Source organism: Levilactobacillus brevis (genome assembly GCA_021383565.1).
In the GTDB taxonomy this organism is placed as follows: domain Bacteria; phylum Bacillota; class Bacilli; order Lactobacillales; family Lactobacillaceae; genus Levilactobacillus; species Levilactobacillus brevis_B.
This window is the reverse complement of record CP079699.1, coordinates 2,122,224-2,140,919: the sequence shown is the minus strand read 5'-3', so window position 1 is coordinate 2,140,919 and position 18,696 is coordinate 2,122,224. Positions and strand designations below refer to the sequence as shown.

Sequence of the window (18,696 nt, the reverse complement as noted above, 5' to 3'; positions counted from 1 at the left end):
AATAAGCCCATTGGAGCGTATCCCATGTTTTCTAAAACCTAGTATACCCGTCTTATTTAGATCAAGTGGGTTTCCGAAATTACCCAACTTACTTCGTATCAGGTGGAGTATTGCTTGATTATTCCAACTTTGGCATGAGTCCTCAAAAGAGACTTATTGAATTCCAAAATATACTTGTTGTGGATTCCTACCTGACTTGTTAAATAACAACATACTCCAAATTTAAATATTCCAATGATATCTCTTCTGTAGCTTTTAGAAGCATTGCCGATCTTTATAATTAAGTCCCGTCATATTCATTGTTAATCTATCCTCAACATTGTATGCTGTAAGAGTAAACTGATCGGTTTGTGTGGTCTTGTAAATATTGCTTATTCGCCAGCACATTGTTGCGGCATTCCCCACAGACGTGGGGGTGATCCTCCAGATGACTTTAATGCCGGCACGCCAATCAAGTATTCCCCACAGATGTAGGGGTAAGTCCCTAATAGGAGACTAGGTGCTTTTTTAATCAGTATTTCCCCGCACCTGAAATATTCTTGTTTCACATGAAACATTTTTCAAATTTCCCCACTCCACCCAACCACCAAAAAGGCAGTTCCGACCTGGAATCCAATCCAGTCTCAGAACTGCCTTTTCCTTCTCACTACCCGCACCTCACACCACCCGCTTCACCGTCTGCAGCTCTCCACGAACCACCAGTCGCTTCGGTTCGCCGCGTCTCGCGGAGGCACAGGTTACCAAGGTGACGAGGCGCTTACCGGGGACATCATCGATGACGTCGATCTGGTGGCGATCAACCACTTGAACGCGAGTAACTTTGTAGCGGTAGGTTTGCCGTTTATCCGTCAGATAGATACTATCCCCCTGACGAACGCCCTTGAGTGGCGAGAACAGGAGGCGTTTGGCCGTCATATAGTGTCCCGCCAGCGCGTAATTCCCCTGACCCATCTGCTGGTCCGCCTTGAGCGTGCCCGCTCCCCGAACCAGCACGGCATTACTGACGCCAACGCCAATCGGCAGGTCCAAACCCACTGCCGGGACGCGAAGTTGACCGACCGCGCCATCGTACCCGCTGTGGCCCACCAACTCGCGTAACCCGTAGCCACCAACCGTCAGTGGTGTCAGCTGCGCAGTCTTCTTATAGTTAAACGGCGTCGTCTTACCACGGGACGCCTGCTTAGCCTGCTGGATACTTTCCACCGTCATCCCCCGCAGCGCCGTTTCGCCCATTTGCGTGATGGAAGACTTTTGCGTCAAACCAAGGAGCACCAGTCCACTCCCCACCAGGAACATCGCCAGCAGCCAGAGGGAACTTTTTCTAAATCGTCGCTTACGTTTGGCCATTTATTTTCCCTCCTTCACCCGGCGATAACGGCGGTAACCCGTCCACGCACCGCCAACCAACAGCAGCACCGCCAGTACCAGTAAGCCTATCTTATACCAATCCCAAACGAATCTACCTTTAGGAATCGTTTGCGTCTCGTTGGGGATACGCTCCCCCGTCACCAGCAAACGATGCGTGTTCACCATATACGGCGTACAGGTCATCAACGTTACCTGATTTTTACTTGTCGACCGGAGAATCGGCTGACGCGTGGCCGCCTTGACGGTCCGGATGGTCGTTACCTCGTAGGTCATCAGCCCGTACGCATTCTTCAGGTAGAATCGGTCGCCGCGCTTCAGCCGCGGAAGGTCCGTGAATAGCGTTGCATTGGGCGCCCCACGATGCGCAGTAATCAGGCTATGTTGATTGCGTTTACCTTGCGGGACATCCGTTCCGTGGACCAATCCCGCATACTTCTGAAGCACCGCATCACTGGTTCCGACAAACACGGGAAGTTCCACGTCAATTTCGGGAATCGCCACCAGCGCTAACGGCGTCGTTTCCATGAAACGGGCCGTCTCGGTCTTAAACGGGTCAATAACCGCCATTCCCGTAGCCGTCGTTTGTCGTTGCAAGGACCGCTGAAGAGATCGCCGGTGGTCCCGACTCGCCGTCTTCAGCTGATTCTTGTAGGCCACTAGGACCCCCTGCTGACGCCACCCGGTCACCAAGTTACTGGCGGCCGGATAACCAATCACGCCTAGACCTAAACATCCCAGTAGGATCACAAGCCATTTGCGCATCGGGAGTCCTCCCTTCTCTAGTTAGCTTGACCGCCGTTGCCGGTAGTACAGGTAACCCGCGCCACCCATCAGGAGTCCCCCGACGAGGAGAAATAGCCAAATGCCCATTCCCCCGGTAACCGGAAGCGCGTAGCTATGGTTCTTAATGGTCTCAATGTGGACCTGACCATCGATTTCAAATTCAGTTGCTTCCTTCAACAAGGCATAACCGGCCGGCGCTTGCGTTTCGATCAGATTATACGTCACCTTGCCATCGTACACGTAGGGCACCCCGTTGAACTTGAATTTTCCATGCTGGTTAGAGGTCAGCGTCGTCCCGTCAGCCTTATTGTCGACCCATTTCACAAAGGTCCCGCGGTTAAAGACCGCCCAGAAGATTTTCCCATTTGAATCGACCTTCTGCACCTTGAACTTCGCGCCGGCTAGCCCTTTTTCGGTCTTGGAATCAACCTTCTTGAACTTCGCCCCACCCAGCGTCAGGTCATTTAAAATGCTAATCTTTGACCCTTTAATGACAAAGTGCTTGGCATCTGGCAACATTTTAACCGCCTTAACGTTGCCTTCCTTGTCCACGGTAAACGTTAGCGCTGTCTTATGGTCCTTGGCACTGGCCTGATTGTAGTAAGGATATAGCGAGTTGTCAGCTTCCGTCAGGACGTATTCGGTCCCAACTTCCAAGTTGCCAAAGGCAATGTTCCCTTTTTCATCAGTCGCCAATTCTCGCGACTCGCCCTTACCGTCCGCCCGTTGTAACGTAAACTCCACGCCTTTCAAGCCCAGATACTTCCCGCTAGTTGGCCTTTCCGGGTTACGCCCGACCTTGTGAATCTCGGGGTCCACGTCCCGGGCTACTAGGTTCTTGGGGTATAAGTGGATGGTCGCCTTGTTAGACAGGGGCAGTCCGATAATCATGGGCGCTGAGAGCCCCGTCAAATGATGGGTTGGCGCTGCGGTTTCCATAATCAGGTAAAATCCCTTATTTGCCAGGTCAGAAAAGGTTAAAATACCCGCTGAGTCGGTCAACTTTTTCGTTTGAACCGGCTGTAGGTTGTACTTCTCTACAAAATCCTGCTGCGCTTGTAAAACTTCGGCCGGATCGGTTTTATCACCGATAATCTCCGCAATCACATCGTCGCGGACCTTTTCAAAATCTTCGGCGGAGGTCTGGCCACTCACGACATTCTTAGTTGCCAGAAATGCCGTCAGATCATAGATGCCAAAGGTCACATCCCCCAATTTCTGAGCATCGTAGGGGGTCACACCATCCGGTAGTTTCAGTTCATCCCCGGTGTTTTCAATCACCTTGTTCGAATCTTCGGGCTGCGTCTCGGCTTCGTCCGTTCGATTGTCTAATTTGTGTAGGTTAATCGAAACCGTGGACGGAGCCGTATCATCAGCGTGAGCCACGGCGCGGCCACCAAGGGCCAAACCACAAACAGCAAAGGCCGCGAGTAATAGTTGTCGTACTTTAGTGAATTTCATGGATTATCCTCCTCTAGGGTGTGTGCGCCAAATGACGATCGACGATAGGGTGAGCGTGAGCCCAATCACAATGAACCAGAAGATGCCATGTCCCCCAGTTACGGGCAGACTGTACGGATCGTTTTTAATTTGCTGCGGGGTGCTCTGTGTCTTGTCCGAAATCGTAAATTTAGTGGTTGAGCCAATGACATAGCCCTCCGGCGCCTGCGTTTCAATCAACGTGTACTCGCCACGCGGGAGCCCCGTAATCCTAAACTTGCCGGTATCGTCGCCCGTTAGCCGGGTAGCCGCCGCCCTATCCGTCACCACTTTTTCAAACTTGCCACTCCGATCAAACGTTAGGTACCCGCCCGCCGCGTTTCGAACGATGAATTCCGCACCCGTCAGCGGCTTGTTGGTGGTCCCATCAATCTTTTGGAACTCATGCGGGTAGCCGCGGAAGAACCGTGTCACCACACGATTCGTGCGTTTGCGCCAAGTGTGACCGTCGCCGGAGTTAAACTCGATGCTGGCCCGGTTCTTGAGTGTTCCTACGAAGTCATCGGCCAGCGTCACCTTCAGTTGAACCGCAAAGGATTTTCCGTCGAACGTCAACGCTTCAATCTCCTGGTCAGACAGTTTATAGACGACCGTCCCATCTTCGGAAATGGTGATATCGCCACCACCGACGTCAATTAATTTGCCATCCGTGTTGAACAACTGAATGTTTTCTTTCGTGACGGTGACGCCCTGTGGCAGTCGGTCGCGGAAGATAATCTCATTCGGCTTGGCGATGGACTCGTTGGGGATACTGTACGTTGGTTGATAAATCGTGTAGTAGAAGCTATTGAGATCATCGACATCCCGGTCAATGGTCACACCATCAAGATTGTTGTTTCCCAGGCCTAGCTCGCTAGTCCGATGAACCGTCTTCTGTGGCGCTGCGGGTTCCAAAGGCATGATGTAGCCACTGGAGAATGACTGCCACGTGAAGCCGAATTCACTTCGGAGCTTAAAGAGCTGCGTCGTCCCAACCATCGGGAAGGACACCGCCCCTAGTTCGTAGTCGCTGGAACCGAGGTAGTCACCCCAGTATTGGTCACCACTGTGATCCTCTCCTGGCGTCACACCGATACCAATGCCTTCATACCAACCTTTGTCGTGCTCTTTAATCAAGGCCTGGGGCGCCAGCTTACCCGCCAAGTTCGACCGAGTACCGGCCCATTCGTGTTGATTGGACTCATTACCATTTAATGACCCGAACGTGAAGTGGGTCTGATAGTCGTCCTGAGCATTCTTCCCCGGGAAGCGTAAGGCTTTCGTCCCATCAGCATTGGTAAACGTCATGTCGATGTCGAACTCGTAAATGCCGTTATACACCATGCCGGAGTAGAAATTGTTGGAGAAGTCAAAGTAGGCTCGACCAGCATTGGCTTTCTCCATCTTTTCATGGTACTTAAGATTTGAAATCTGAATGAGAACGCCCATCTGTTCCGTCGGCGTCTCCACCGTGGTTGATGTGGTATATGCGCCAACATTGGGATAGTAGACCTCGATGGTGTCGGTTTTGTCCAAAGTTGGTTGCCCATTAATTGCGATGGCGTAGGCCTTCTCCCCGCCGTTCTTTTGTAGGTAAGACGAGTGGTAACGCGTCTCGAAGTTGTTGAAATTGGTACCACCGTAATAGCCACCTACTGTAATATTTTGGTCTTCTCCCAATTTCTTTTCGTAGAGCGTGACATCCTTATCCAAGATCGTTCCGCCCATAATCAACTCATCCGACCAGCTTTCCATTTGGATCTGCGCCCGATGAACGGCGATTTCTTCGTTCGCCAGCGCTGACTTAATCGTCGCCAAGCGTTGCACATTCTTCGCTTGCGTAGAGTTTGCGACTTTGGCAACTTCATCACTCACTGCTTTTTTCGTTACTGACTCGCTGGACGTGGTCGATTCTTTTGACTGTGCATTTCCAGTAGTTTGCGAACCTTGCCGTTTATTTTCGCTGGCCTTTTGATCACTCGAGGCCACCGATTCCTTGATTGTATCCTCACTAGTTGTTTCTTTGACAATCGACTCCTTGGTCTGTGTGTCTTTTGCCGAGTCGGCTGGTCGCTGTTTGCTGGACGCTTTGACCGACTCTTTTGCAGAGTCTTTCGTCGATTCCTTTACAGCTTCCTCGGTGTCATCAGCAGTCACCGTGACTTCAGGCAGCGTGAAGGTTTCCACCGAATCAGCAACTTGTAATTCTAGTTGTAAACTGGCAATGAGCAAGGGGTTCGTGACTTCCAGCGGGACGATCACAGCCACCTTTCGCATTTCATCTTGATCATTTCTGAGCAAAAGGTGGTGTTGTCGGTCAACGCGTGCTGTGATATCCTCTTCTGGCTGTAGGTCGGAAATATCACCGATTTTAAATTTAGCATTGTCCTGATCGACTAACGTTACCATCGTCTCCCCCGCTGGCAACTTGACGGTCAGGGCCATCTGCAAGTCCTGCGGTTGATGACTCGTGACTTCTTTAACAGCATTCCCCGTTCGGTCTTGGAGAACCGCCGTTTGAATGATATCTTCCCGTTGCTGCGCGTGAATACGTAGCAATGACGCCAATCCCAAGAAACATCCCAATATCATGATCGCTCGTATTATCTTCTTCATGCGGTAATCCTCCATCTCCCTGTGGGGTGCGAGCCGTCCTCTTTTTTGAATATTTTTAGAATAGCAACGAAGTGTGAATAACTTATGAACTCCATATGTATTTTATAATAACATTAACTTGGTTATCTAGTTATATAGTGAAGCAAGACCGGAATGTTATTAACTCTCGATTTGCCAGCTTAAATCATCCCGTTCAAAGCATTAACCGCCAGTATCTGCTAGATGATTGGGGCTCTTCACCGAAAAATCAATCTGAAACTACCCGCAACATAAAGGCTCCGACATCCCTTTAAAAAGGCCAAATTAAATATGTTCTTAAAATTATTGCAATTAAAATTCAGCGTGCTATACTGTGCTTATAAAAGTTGCAGTTAGTCTTTCACACTAATTGTGCTTAGAATTGTTGCATATTCTTTTAAAGTCTCGTGTACTGCGGTTAGATTGACAAAGGAGAGGATTCCCATCACAACGCGTAATATTCACCTCGGCCCACCACGCTTGCGGACTGCCATCCAAGCGGTTGTCTGGCTGGGAAAAAGCGGCGGTATCATTAGCAGCTCCATGATTGCTAACCGTGTCAAAACCCATGCTACCTTCGTTCGCCGGATCATGACGTCTCTGTGTAAGGCCGATATCATCGCGTCTAAAGGCGGTCGCGACGGCGGCTACTACTTGGAAAAGTCGCCGCAAGACATCACGCTGGCCGATATCTACTTGGCCGTGGGCGCCGATGCTACCCCCAAGAAAGATAAGGTCGAATTTGACTACCCAGAAGGCGAGGAACGGCTGGACGTGTCCGGATTTCAGGAGACGCTCGAAAGCATTCTGGGCGACGCCGAATCCCAGGCGATTGCCTATCTTCAGGGGATTACGATTGGGCAGTTGATGGACGATATTAAGATGATTTAGAAAAGTAAAAGCGCTCCGTAGTCGGGATGGACTGCGGGGCGCCGTTTTAGTTTACAATCTATTAATTTTAAAGCTCAGAATATCATATAGCATACTAGTCTTTACTCTCCAATATGCTTTCACCAAGCCTGTTTCATAAGGCTAGGAACATATTCCAGTTGTTCATCGTCGGCAATTGATAGTCCATAATCCCCATTTCCCCGTCGTCTACACTGACTACATTTTTTCATATCTGCTATACCATCACTTATGATAAGGACTCCCCTCATTAATCATAAACGCCCGGTAAACCTGCTCCGTCAGCACCAACCGCATCAGCTGGTGGGGCAACGTGAAGCGGCCAAATGAAATCTGGGTGTCCGCGCGCTTCAGGACGGCCGGCGTCAGACCTAGCGAGCCCCCAATGACGAAGGTGATGTCCGAATGGCCGTAGGTAGTCAGATCCTTGATTTCCTTGGCAAACTCTTCCGATGAGCGTTCCTTGCCCAGGATGGCCAGCGCGTAGACGTATTCGCGGTCCTTGATCTTACTTAAGATACGGGCCCCTCCGCCGCCATGACCTGGTCCATTTCGGCTTGCGACATGCTTTCCGGCGCCTTTTCATCGGGGACCTCCACGATGGTAAATTTACAGAAACGGGAGAGCCGCTTGGCATACTCCGCGATTCCCTGTTTGAAATACTTTTCCTTCAACTTCCCAACGACGACAAACTTGATGTTCATAATTATCCTCCTGTACACAGGTTGTCCACAAAGTTATCCACAGGTGGACAACCTATCTTCCTAGATGTTGGGGGTAAATCAGTTCCGACCTACGACATCTATTTTTTGTAAAAAAGTCAATCCCTATTTAGTTATCCACCGGTCATTTACGAAACGGACGTTCGGCGTCTCCGCTTACAATCCGTACCACACCAGCATTTCAGTCCTATTAATCTGCGCCATCTTTTTTCTATCCACAGTTATCCCCAGCACCTGTGGATAACTTTTGCACCGCTCTCATTGCCGTTCCAGTCCTGTTCATAACTTTTCCACTGACTAGATGGATTGGTTATCCCCCAAGTTATCCACAGACATAATTTCAATTATTTTTCGGCCTGAATTACCCGTGCGCCTCCCGGTTAGTTCGTTCGGGCGGCCAACCACCGGGTACGTTTTCATTTAACTTTAGCCGACCTTAAACTTCGGCTTTTCATTGACTAGTTTATCATACGCAAAAAGCGGCCGCTGGAAAAATCCAACGACCGCTTTCATTTCGTCTAACTTTCTGAGTTTTCGGTAGTACTGGTCGTGCTCTTCAATTGCGAACTACTCTCGGTCAACTTAACCTTCGTCGTCTGCTTCTTCCCATTATGGTAGTAAGTCATCGACACAGTATCGTTCAGCTTGTACTTGTAGAGAATATCCCGCAGCGTCGATTGGTCAGAAATCTTGTGACCGCCCAACTCCGTGATGACATCATACTTGGACAGACCGGCCTTCTTCGCCGGTGAACCGGACGAGGCACTCATGACCACAACCCCTGCATCCACGCTAGACGGCAGCTTCAACACTGACTTCTGTTGCGCGCTGGAAACGTTGGCCAAGTCGACGTAGGTAATCCCCAACGCCGGCCGAACCACCTTACCGTTCTTCACCAGTTGATTGATGATGTTGACGACTTCGTTAGATGGAATGGCAAAGCCCATCCCCTCAACGCTGGTCCCTTCAGCATCGCTGGCAATCTTCGAGGACGTGATCCCCACGACTTGACCGCCGACGTTAATCAGCGCCCCACCGGAGTTCCCGGGGTTAATCGCGGCATCGGTTTGGATAACCGTGGCATTCCCGGTCTGGGTACCGGCCGAGTTCGTGGTCTCAATCGTCCGTTTCTTCGCGGAAATGATCCCTTCCGTCAACGACGTCGCGTACTGGCTCCCCAGCGGTGACCCAATGGCCAAGGCCGTCTCGCCGACCTTAATCTTATCGGAATCACCGAACGAGGCCACCGTCTTCAGGTCCGCGCCGTTAACCTTCAGCACGGCCAAGTCGGTCACGGAATCCTTCCCGACCAACTTCGCCTGCAGCTGCTTACCCGAGCTGGTGACCACCCGCAGTGCGGATGAGCCGGAGACCACGTGGTTGTTGGTCACGATGTAGGCGGTATTACCGTCCTTCTTGTAGACCACCCCGGAGCCTTCCGAAGCCTCCTCCAATTCGGACTTGGACTTACTGGAGTTCGAGGATGAACTTTCCCCGAACAATTGACCCAAGGTGTTGCTACTACTATTCTGCTTTTGCAGGTTGACCACGGAGACCATGGCCCCCTTGACCTTGTTAAAGGCCTTGGTCGATTGCGTGGAAACGTTGACCGTCACGTTCGAGGTCTTGGTGTTCCCCGTCGAGTTACTGCCACTCGGTACCGCGGTATCATTAATTCCATTATTATTAATATAATTAATACCACCGTAGGCGACCCCGCCGCCCAGTAACCCGGCGACCGCAGCCGTGACCGCCACCTTAGTTAAGGTCAAGCCGCCCCGCCGCTTACGTGGTTGGGGTTCCGGCGTGGGTGTTGGTGTTGCCTGGTTATTATCATTAGCTTGATTATTTTGATTATTATTTTTGTTATCCATAGCATTGCGCAGAAACGCGCTAACCCTCCTCATTCGTCGGTCAGGGCATCAGGCCACCAACCGCAACTTTTTGATAACTCTTATAATAGCTGGATTGTGTGAATTTTTTTTGACAAATGCTTGCCGAAGTCCTAAAGTTTACGGTTTCTTTATAAAGCCACTAAGGGGGTGGCCTCCTCCGGGTTGGTATCGATCAACTGGAAGTCGTGGCCCACGCCGAAGTCGCGGTTCTCCATCATGGAGGCCACGGTTAAATGACACAGCGACTGCATGTTATTGTGCAGACTACGGTGCCCCAGGTAAATCTTCTTGGTGCGGTTGCCCAGCACGTCCATCAACGCGTCGGCCCCCTCTTCGTTGGACAAGTGACCCTTGTCGCCCAGAATCCGTTGCTTCAACGGCCATGAGTATTCGCCCATCCGCAGCATTTCCACGTCATGGTTGCATTCCAACAGGTAGGCGTCCGCGTCGGCAATCACGCCTTCCACGTGTTCCGACACATAACCAGTATCCGTCAAAATCACGAAGGTCTTTCCGTGATAGTGAATCGCGTAGAATTGGGGTTCGGCCGCGTCATGGGACACCGAGAAACTCTCCACGTCAATATCGCCAAACGTCTGGACGGTATCTGGGGCAAACAGGTGCTTCTGCGCCAAGTCGACCTTGCCAATCTTCGGGCTCATGGCATCCCACGTTCCCTGATTGGCATAGACATTGAGCTGTTCGTAGCGCCGCGCCAAAATGCCCACGGCCTGACGATGGTCCGAATGTTCATGGGTGACCAGCAGAGCGTTGACGTCCTGCATATTTCGGTTGATATCGCCCATCAACTTTTCAATCTTCTTCCCACTCAACCCGGCATCAATCATGATCCGTTCGTTGGGACTCTCCACGTAGCACACGTTTCCCGTACTACCGCTAGATAACACGCTGATGCGTAAGTCATCCGCTGTTGCTGTTTCCGTCCGCAAATCCATTCGACCTCTCCTTAAATTCAATACCGTTATAATACCGCATTTCGGCGGACTTGTAACTTATTATTCACCCAATTAAAAAAGTCTGGGACCCGCCCAGACTCCTTGTGTCGCCGAACTTTAGCTGAGCTGTATTTGCTCACACTTTATTTTCTTCTAATCGCTGGTTGTGGCCGTTCCGCTGACGGTCTTGACGTTGCTATCCGACGTCAGAATGGCCCCCGTAAAGGCATTGACGTGCTTCAGCTGCAAGACGCCCGCGTTGCTACCGCTATTGGCCTTGACCGCGATGACCCAAGTCGGAATGTAGACGCTACTGTTCTTCAAGTTAAAGTAGCGGGTATAGGCCAACTTGGTCCACACAATCTTGGTATTGTTGGCGATCTGGTTATATTGGTACAGCCAGATCAGCGCTTTTCGTTCTGAAATGGTTTCCGTCTTTTCCCGCAAGGTCGTGACGTCCGTCAGATACCCCTGCGTATAGCCGGTAACGGTGCCTGCATTGGTCAGGCTAAACCGAATTTCACCATACTTGGAATAAATCTGACCGTCCGTGACGCGTTGCGTGTAGACCACCGTGTTACGACTCGACAGTTGCTGGTTATATTTATACTGACTCCCATTGAGAATCAGCGCCGTGTTGCCCACCACCGTATCTAGAGCCTTATCCGGATGATCGGGGTTCACGCCCGTAATGGCGGTCTTGAAGGTCGAGCTAATCGTCCCATCCGACTGATAACGGACCGTCTGATCCGACAGCGACGTCAGACTACTCTTGATGCTATCGTCATTACTGGTAGACACGTAGTACCCCTCGCCACTCTTCTTGGACGGCGTACCGAACTTGATATCGTCCGTCCGCATTTCCTTGATGATGGTCGTATCGCTATCCGCGGACCGACTCGTCGTCGCATCCGTTTGTCCCGTCGTGTCGTGTTGGAACGCCGCAAACAAAAAGATATCAATTGCGATAAACGCGACTAAAAATAGCCACTCAATTCGCCGAAAATCCATGCCGGACCGCCCTTCCTTTCACCGGATTACTGTTGTTGCTTCAACAGTTGCGTGTAGGTCTTCCAGCTCCCATTGTAGTGCACGTACCACGTCGGCGTCAGGTTAACCACCTTATCCGACGAGGTGGACGTCAGCCACTGATACCCCACCTGGAGGCTACTAATCTTATCTTTACGATAACCCGCCGCGACCAGTTGATCAATGACCGCCTGCGTCCCGGGCAACGTCACCGACTTTTTATCGGTGGGCACGGGAACTTGCAGACTATAGAGGGAGAAGTTGTACCGGCGCACGCCCTGCGAGAGCATCTGAATCCGCGCGGCGCCGTAGTTACTCTGGTTAAAAATGGGGAAGCCTTCCACAAAGCTACGGTACGTAACCGTCGAATTCTTCGCGCTATAGCCGTAGTACCGCAAGTTTTCCATCGGAATCCCAATGGTCTTCACGGCCGAGTAGCTGGCCTTCAATGCCTGACTAAACGTCAACGAGGACTGCAACGCACTGTAATCTTCAAACAGCGCCGTGCCCTGCTTGCTGTAGACCGTCAACTGCCGGGAAGCCCCATCACCGTAAATCGTACTATCCTTGGTCTTCTTCGCCGACACGTTGGTCGATTCCCCCTTATTCAGGAGCCGTGTGGTGAAGTAATCGGTCGACTGCTGGTTGACCAGATAACTATACGAAGGCACCGTGACCCCGGATTTCACGTACGCCGTGGCCGATTGACTCAGCCACTTCATTGTCACGTTAATCCGAAAGAGGTTTTCCTTCATAATCTTACGAATCGCCTGGGTGTCCGAGGACTTGACCGTCACCTGATAGACATCTTGTCGCTTGTCGTCTAGCAGATAGATATGGTCCCGATCATTGAGCGGCACCAGAATACGAGAGAATTGCGTCGTCCGGCTGTTCAGATTGCTACCAAACACCGTGTTAAACATCTTCACGTTAATCGGGCTGGCATACGACAGGAGCAGGCTACTCTTGCGCGTCAGGTAGCGCATATAGGCCGCCTTCGACGAGACGTTGACGCGATTGACGCGGCTAAACTGCCACTTCGTCAGCGCTTCACGCAGTTCCGTGGTCAGGTTAACTTTCCGGTTGTTCAGTAATTCCTGATTGCCGTTCACGTCGCTGTAGACCACCTGCGTCGGGAGGTACACATCCTTTTGCGGGCGCGTACTAAGCTCCGTCGTGGGTGTATTCGAACTGCGCTGGCGGTTGCGTTCGTACTGCGCCGGATTCGTCCAAATCATCGCGGACAGAACCACACTGACGGTAACGGCCGCGGCTAATCCAAGTGGCAAGAGGGCTTTAGTTATCTTCATCCCAAAGATCCTCCTCTTCATACGGCTTGTAAGGCAGAGAAATGTAGAACGTTGACCCCCGTCCTTCACGACTATCGACCCAGATTCGGCCACCGAGTAGTTGCACAACTTCCCGGGAAATAGCCAAGCCGAGGCCTGTACCACCCTGTGCCCGGGAACGGGCCTTATCTACCCGGTAGAACCGGTCAAAGATGCGTGGAATATCCGCACGCGGAATCCCTAAACCTTGGTCAGACACGCTGAGAATCACGTTATTATGGGTCTCCAACAGCCGGCAGGTCACGACGCCCCCATCCGGTGAATACTTGATGGCATTGTTCATCAAGTTATCCAGCACTTGGGTAAAGCGGTCGGTATCAATTTCAACCCACAGGTCGCGCTTGGTGAAGTCGCGCTTGATCGTATAGGTCTTTTCCGGCCGGTCGTCTTGTTTCAACATCATATCGAACCGGTCCAACACGTAGTTGAACAGTTCGTTTAAGTTAACCATTTCTAAATCAAGCTTTTGCGTCCCGGAATCCATCCGTGACAGGGTCAATAGGTCATTGATCATCCGAATCATCCGGTCCGTTTCCTCCTGGGTGACCTTCAGAAATTGCGGGGCAACCTCTGGGTCCTTCCAAGCGCCTTCGGACAGGGATTCGATGTAGGCCCGGACACTGGTCAACGGCGTCCGCAACTCATGAGACACGTTGGACACGAATTGTTTCCGGTCCTGATCAATCTTCTGTTGTTCCGTGACATCGTGGAGCACACAGACCAGCCCGGAGATGAAGCCGGATTCTCGCTGAATCAGGGAGAAGTAGGCTTGAAGGATGAGATCATGGTCCTTGGTTGAAAAGTCCAAGACTAAATCATCCGGGTCCTCCAGCAATTCACGCAACGTATAGTCGTCGCGAATCGCCAAGAGATCCAGAATGGATTTTCCTACGGCACTGTCGGTATCCGTATCCAAGAAACTCGTGGCCGTTTCGTTAATAATGGTGACATTTCCCCGCCGATCGGTGGCAATAACCCCATCGGTCATGTGGGACATCACGGAGTCTAGCCGCCGCCGTTCGGATTCGGTCGATTCTTGCGCCTCTTCCACGCGGACAGACAGGTTATTGACGGCACTGGCCAATTGGCCCAGTTCGTCGGTTCCGTAGACTCGCACGTGTCCGGAGTAGTCCCCCCGGGCAATCCGTAGCGTCTGCTTCTTCATTTCGTCAATCGGTCGGGTAATTGCCCGGGAAATAATGATCGCCATCACGAGTCCCAAGATAATCGCCACAAACGTTGCGGAGAAGTAGATCAGCGTGATTTGATTAATATTTTGATAGACGGAATCCAGACTAGACCGCATGTAAATAACCCCGACTAATTCGCTATTATTTCCCTGAGTGCGAATTAGTCGCGTAATCGTCGTATAGTAACGACTATTATTTTGCGAATTGTACGTGGTGCGGACCACATCACGGTTGTTATAAATCGAATTCTTAATGTTATTGTCGGTGGTCTTTTGGCCAACGATCCCCTGATTATCGACTTCGTTGGTTCCCCGAATGGTCCCCTTGTTGTCGATAACCCGAATCTGGGCATTATTGGTATTGTTGATCTCCGAGAGTGTCGATTTAATCTTCTTATCGGCCTTGGTGGTATTCGTGGTCGACAGCTCGTCCGACAAGCGGTTGACGATGTACGTCTGCACCACTTGTTGGGACTTAAACGTGTTCAAGTTTTGACGTTCCAGCTGCCGGACGAACACGGCACCCACGATCTCCAGCGTTAGTAATAGGAGTAGCGCGAAGACCAGCGCGATTTTAAAGTGAATCGACTGGAAAAATTTAATTTTGCTATTCACGAAGTCACATACTCCTCCAATGCGAGATTTAGCGGCAAACCGCTAGCTTAAGCCTGATCAGAATCGGGGTTACGCAAATAGTAACCAACGCCCCGGCGCGTCACCAACCAAGTAGGATGACTAGGACTGTCTTCAATCTTTTCCCGTAGGCGCCGAACCGTCACGTCCACGGTCCGAACGTCACCGAAGTAATCATAGCCCCAGACCGTCTGTAACAAGTGTTCCCGGGTCATGACTTGGCCGATGTGTTGCGCCAAATAGTGGAGTAGTTCAAATTCACGGTGGGTTAATTCGATGTTAGCGCCCCGCTTAGACACGGAGTACGCCTCGGGATGGATGGTTAAGTCGCCAATCTCGATGTCTTGGTTCTCGGGTTCTTCCGGTTGGGCGTGGGCCGCCGTGTTCTGCCGGCGTAAGTTAGCCTTAACCCGGGCCACCAGTTCCCGGTTAGAGAACGGCTTGGTCACGTAATCGTCAGCCCCTAATTCCAGGCCCAACACCTTGTCGAGCTCGGAATCCTTGGCCGTTACCATGATAATGGGCATGTCATGCTTCTTACGAATCTCACGGGCAACTTCCAGTCCATCGACCTTGGGCAACATTAAATCCAGGATGACGAGGTCTGGATTGCCGTCTTCAACCTGTTGAATGGCGGCTTCGCCATCGTAGGCGACATCCACTTCGTATCCTTCTTTTTCCAAATTAAACTTCATAATATCAGTAATAGGCTTTTCGTCATCGACAACTAGAATTTTTTTAGGCATAATTAAAAATTTCCTCCTTAAAGGGAAATACAGTCCGATCCGGTAATTGCAGGATTACCGGCAGGCCAGCCGTTGGATGTCACGATACCATCGTCAACGGGGCCACTACGATTTTTGTACGGTTTTGTGTTGATCGTTTAAAGTCAAGGAATAATGGATCAGTCGTTGTCACTGACCCGTGTTTTTTAAGGTGCGTTGACCGTCCTGATAAACTTCCAGCGACGGGAAAACAACGCTACTTGAATTATAACACATCATAAAGTTTCTTTCAGTTCAGACCGCAGTAGGGGTTAAGCTTGTGTTAAACAAGTATTTCCCGGGAAATGGCATTCAGTACTAGACGAATCAGCACTTTATGTCCGTTTTATATTTTTTTAGCCGCGTTCCACTCCCCATTCACCGCGATTTGGACCGTTATGGCACTTTTTTTCAAAAAAATTTTTATTTTTCAAAAATCCGGTTAATTCCCGGTAAATCAGGAAATGTAGCCCCCTCAATAACCAATTTTTTGAATAAAAATCAACTTTTTTTCGAAAAGGGGTTGCGCACCCCCCATCCCCATGATATGATAGTTCTCGTTGATATGGAAGACATACAACAGCAACAACTTAATCACATGGGCAGTTAGCTCAGCTGGCAGAGCAACGGACTCTTAATCCGTGGGTCCAGGGTTCGATCCCCTGACTGCCCATAACTACTAATCAGCTTTCACGAAGACATCTTCGTGGTTGCTGATTTTTTTGTGTCCTCAAGTTATAAATATCCGTTTTGCTTATGTTTATTCAGTTTGACCAACACGGCTGGACAGACCCCGAGAATGGGACTAATCTTAACTCGTACGCTATTTGGACTATTTAATGGCTAATGTATCTTGGTCACGCGGCCCATCTAGATTTCGACCGGAGAGGATTGGTTCTATTTATGATGAAGAAATATTGGCTCGGGCTTGTCGGCTGCTGTGCCCTGTTCAGCCCGATCTCAGCAGCCGCGGCGACTAAGAACCCCACGCCCATTAACAACTACCGCTACGCAACGAAGCGGGCCAGTTACTATACCAAATCGACCAGCAAGTACTATCGGTCGGTCTGGAAGTCCGCGCAACAGGCCTGGAACAAAACCAAGGCCTTCAAGTGGTCGACTACCAAAAATAAGCGTTCGCGCTCCTACGTGACCACAGTCAGCAAGAAGACCGGTATCTGGACCAACGCCACCGGCATGGCCTATAGCGGGAAGTCGTTTGATCAAAACGGCCATCAAACGGGGGCCGGCATGTATCTCAACCGCTACGTCCTGAAGCAGTACCATTACACCAAGAAGCAACGGGGCAACGTGGCCATTCACGAGCTGGGCCACGGGTTGGGTCTCGCCCACAACAGCGCCGGTGCCGTCAGCGTTATGGGGCCGACCAACCGCAAATATACGATTCGCAACTGCGACGTTAAGGGCGTCCAGAAGGCCTACAGCACGCCAGTTAAGACCCGCGCCACGCTGACAGCCACCGCTAAACCGGAACTGGAAGTTGACCATGTCAGGGACTACGACGGCCTCAATGGGCTTCAGAACCTGAAGAAGGCCGCTAGCGTGATTGTCGAGGGTGAAATTACCAAGAGTGTCAGTCATCACAAGGCACCGAAAAACTACTACACCACCCAAACGCTCCATATTGACCAGCGATTTAAGGGGACGACCGGTCGCACCATCACGTTTACCCAAGGGGGCACCAAAACCATGGCCGTGGCCGATAGCGAGATTCTCCCGCAACATGAAAATCTCCTGGTCATGCTGGCCAAGAACACCAACGGCCAATATTACGTGATTAATGACGGCCAAGGCATGTTTCTGGATACCCACAACAACAATGGCCATGAACTATTTGAACACGTCTCGGACCACACCATTTATACAGAAGATATGCTCCATTAACTAGATAACGGCGACCCAACGTTCAGTTGTGGGCCGCCGTTTTGTTAGCCTCATTAGGTTTGCTATAAGCGAAATTGTATTCAATTCACTGTATAAAGTGGCAAAACGTTGACTTGGCAGTGTAATTTCCGTAATCTGAAAACTAAATATTATGGAGGAATCTCGCTGATGAATAAATTGACCTTAGGGGGCCTCATCGCCCTCACCATCGCCACGGTCGCCGTGGGGGTGACCATCAAGTCCAGTACCGCCAGCCCCAATTTCACCGTGACCCAGGCGCGCTACAACGGGCACACCCATCAACTCCACCTCAAGGTTAAATCAGCCCGCGCTCAGACGCTCAAAGTAACCTACAAGGGCCGGGAGTTGGCCAAATTGACGACGGCCACCAAGCATCACCAGTTTGACGTCAAATTTCGCGGCTACGGCACGTTTAAGGTCACTAATGGCCATCTGAATAGGAAAGTCGCCGCCAAGCGTTATGCGACCAAGAAACCGGCTCTACACGCCGCCAAGACACCTGCGCAACAGAAAATCTGGCAACCAACCGTTACGGTTCCCAAACACAGCCGCGTCACGCTTAAATTCCGCGGAAAGACCTATCACGTCGCCAGTAAGAATCACACGCAAGTGACGTTTAAGATTCCCGTGCGTTCCCTACCGACCGATCAGGCCTTTCGCCAAGAAATCGTGACCCTGACGGCCAAGCAACCCCACAAGAAGACCAGTAAACCGTTGCATCGCAAGATTGGCTTAGACTTTCCGGCCTAAAAAAACAGCGCGTTCCGTTGTGAACCCGCCGTTACCTGTTCAGCGTGACCGATAGCGGTGAACCGCTTCGAAGAGATCGCATGGGATCGATAACGCAATGAAGCCCACCACACTCTTTAAGAAAAGGATGATGTCTCTCAGCCAGAACACCTGTCTTTGGGAAATAAAATCAATCATTCCCTTGACCAAGAGCACCGGCACGAGTAAACATATAAAAATTTCTAACAAATCAACCGTTTGTCCAATTTGATCTCGCAATATTTTTTGAAAACGCATTAGACCGCCTCCTCCAAGTCGGATCTGCCCCATT

At 50.8% G+C, this 18,696-nt stretch carries 15 protein-coding genes, 1 tRNA gene and 1 pseudogene; 5 read left to right on the top strand and 12 right to left on the bottom strand.

The genetic code is table 11. From position 1 onward, the window contains the following. Positions 1 to 657 precede the first annotated feature (657 nt). From KB236_09900 to KB236_09885, 4 genes are read right to left on the bottom strand one after another with little or no spacing between them, the layout of a single operon-like run. Positions 658 to 1,347: a class A sortase gene (locus tag KB236_09900; GenBank protein ID UIF28832.1), complete on the bottom strand. Its 690-nt coding sequence runs from the start codon at positions 1,345 to 1,347 to the stop codon at positions 658 to 660. Then, positions 1,348 to 2,130: a class C sortase gene (locus KB236_09895; protein UIF28831.1), complete on the bottom strand. Its 783-nt coding sequence runs from the start codon at positions 2,128 to 2,130 to the stop codon at positions 1,348 to 1,350. A 21-nt stretch (positions 2,131 to 2,151) separates the two neighbouring features. Then, on the bottom strand, positions 2,152 to 3,612 hold the full coding sequence (locus KB236_09890) for an LPXTG cell wall anchor domain-containing protein (protein UIF28830.1): 1,461 nt from the start codon (positions 3,610 to 3,612) through the stop codon (positions 2,152 to 2,154). A gap of 3 nt (positions 3,613 to 3,615) precedes the next feature. Beyond that, on the bottom strand, positions 3,616 to 6,246 hold the full coding sequence (locus KB236_09885; protein UIF28829.1) for a hypothetical protein: 2,631 nt from the start codon (positions 6,244 to 6,246) through the stop codon (positions 3,616 to 3,618). A 498-nt stretch (positions 6,247 to 6,744) separates the two neighbouring features. Between KB236_09885 and KB236_09880 the strand changes: the two genes are divergently transcribed. Further along, on the top strand, positions 6,745 to 7,155 hold the full coding sequence (locus KB236_09880) for an Rrf2 family transcriptional regulator (protein UIF28828.1): 411 nt from the start codon (positions 6,745 to 6,747) through the stop codon (positions 7,153 to 7,155). Between the two features lie 243 nt (positions 7,156 to 7,398). Here KB236_09880 and rlmH read toward each other — a convergent pair. The 7 genes and pseudogenes from rlmH to KB236_09845 form a co-directional block, all read right to left on the bottom strand. Next, positions 7,399 to 7,877, bottom strand: a pseudogene (gene rlmH, locus KB236_09875) (23S rRNA (pseudouridine(1915)-N(3))-methyltransferase RlmH). A gap of 536 nt (positions 7,878 to 8,413) precedes the next feature. Further along, positions 8,414 to 9,667 carry a trypsin-like peptidase domain-containing protein gene (locus KB236_09870; GenBank protein UIF30345.1) on the bottom strand — a complete coding sequence of 418 codons (1,254 nt, stop codon included), beginning with the start codon at positions 9,665 to 9,667 and terminating at the stop codon, positions 8,414 to 8,416. Positions 9,668 to 9,918: 251 nt separating this feature from the next. Continuing rightward, positions 9,919 to 10,746 (bottom strand): MBL fold metallo-hydrolase, encoded by an 828-nt coding sequence (locus KB236_09865; GenBank protein UIF28827.1) that lies wholly within the window; start codon positions 10,744 to 10,746, stop codon positions 9,919 to 9,921. Positions 10,747 to 10,899: 153 nt separating this feature from the next. Continuing rightward, a complete protein-coding gene (locus KB236_09860; protein UIF28826.1) occupies positions 10,900 to 11,757 on the bottom strand; it encodes a two-component system regulatory protein YycI in 858 nt (285 codons plus the stop codon). Between the two features lie 26 nt (positions 11,758 to 11,783). Continuing rightward, positions 11,784 to 13,085 (bottom strand): hypothetical protein, encoded by a 1,302-nt coding sequence (locus KB236_09855; protein ID UIF28825.1) that lies wholly within the window; start codon positions 13,083 to 13,085, stop codon positions 11,784 to 11,786. After that, a complete protein-coding gene (gene walK, locus KB236_09850) occupies positions 13,072 to 14,928 on the bottom strand; it encodes a cell wall metabolism sensor histidine kinase WalK (GenBank protein UIF28824.1) in 1,857 nt (618 codons plus the stop codon). Before walK ends, KB236_09855 begins: the two co-directional genes overlap by 14 nt. A gap of 47 nt (positions 14,929 to 14,975) precedes the next feature. Further along, the gene (locus KB236_09845; GenBank protein UIF28823.1) at positions 14,976 to 15,692 is read right to left on the bottom strand and encodes a response regulator transcription factor; all 717 of its coding nucleotides are present in this window, start codon (positions 15,690 to 15,692) and stop codon (positions 14,976 to 14,978) included. A gap of 355 nt (positions 15,693 to 16,047) precedes the next feature. Here KB236_09845 and KB236_09840 point away from each other — a divergent pair, with 355 nt between their 5' ends. The 4 genes from KB236_09840 (at position 16,048) to KB236_09825 (ending at position 18,386) form a co-directional block, all read left to right on the top strand. Next, positions 16,048 to 16,320 (top strand): hypothetical protein, encoded by a 273-nt coding sequence (locus KB236_09840; GenBank protein ID UIF28822.1) that lies wholly within the window; start codon positions 16,048 to 16,050, stop codon positions 16,318 to 16,320. Beyond that, a tRNA-Lys gene (locus KB236_09835) sits at positions 16,311 to 16,383 on the top strand. Before KB236_09840 ends, KB236_09835 begins: the two co-directional genes overlap by 10 nt. A 476-nt stretch (positions 16,384 to 16,859) precedes the next feature. Beyond that, a complete protein-coding gene (locus KB236_09830) occupies positions 16,860 to 17,615 on the top strand; it encodes a matrixin family metalloprotease (protein ID UIF30344.1) in 756 nt (251 codons plus the stop codon). Between the two features lie 168 nt (positions 17,616 to 17,783). After that, entirely contained in the window at positions 17,784 to 18,386 is a 603-nt protein-coding gene (locus tag KB236_09825) for a hypothetical protein (protein ID UIF28821.1), read from the top strand. 39 nt (positions 18,387 to 18,425) lie between these two features. On the opposite strand, the gene KB236_09820 is transcribed toward KB236_09825, so the two are convergent. Further along, the gene (locus tag KB236_09820) at positions 18,426 to 18,662 is read right to left on the bottom strand and encodes a hypothetical protein (GenBank protein UIF28820.1); all 237 of its coding nucleotides are present in this window, start codon (positions 18,660 to 18,662) and stop codon (positions 18,426 to 18,428) included. Positions 18,663 to 18,696: the final 34 nt, after the last annotated feature.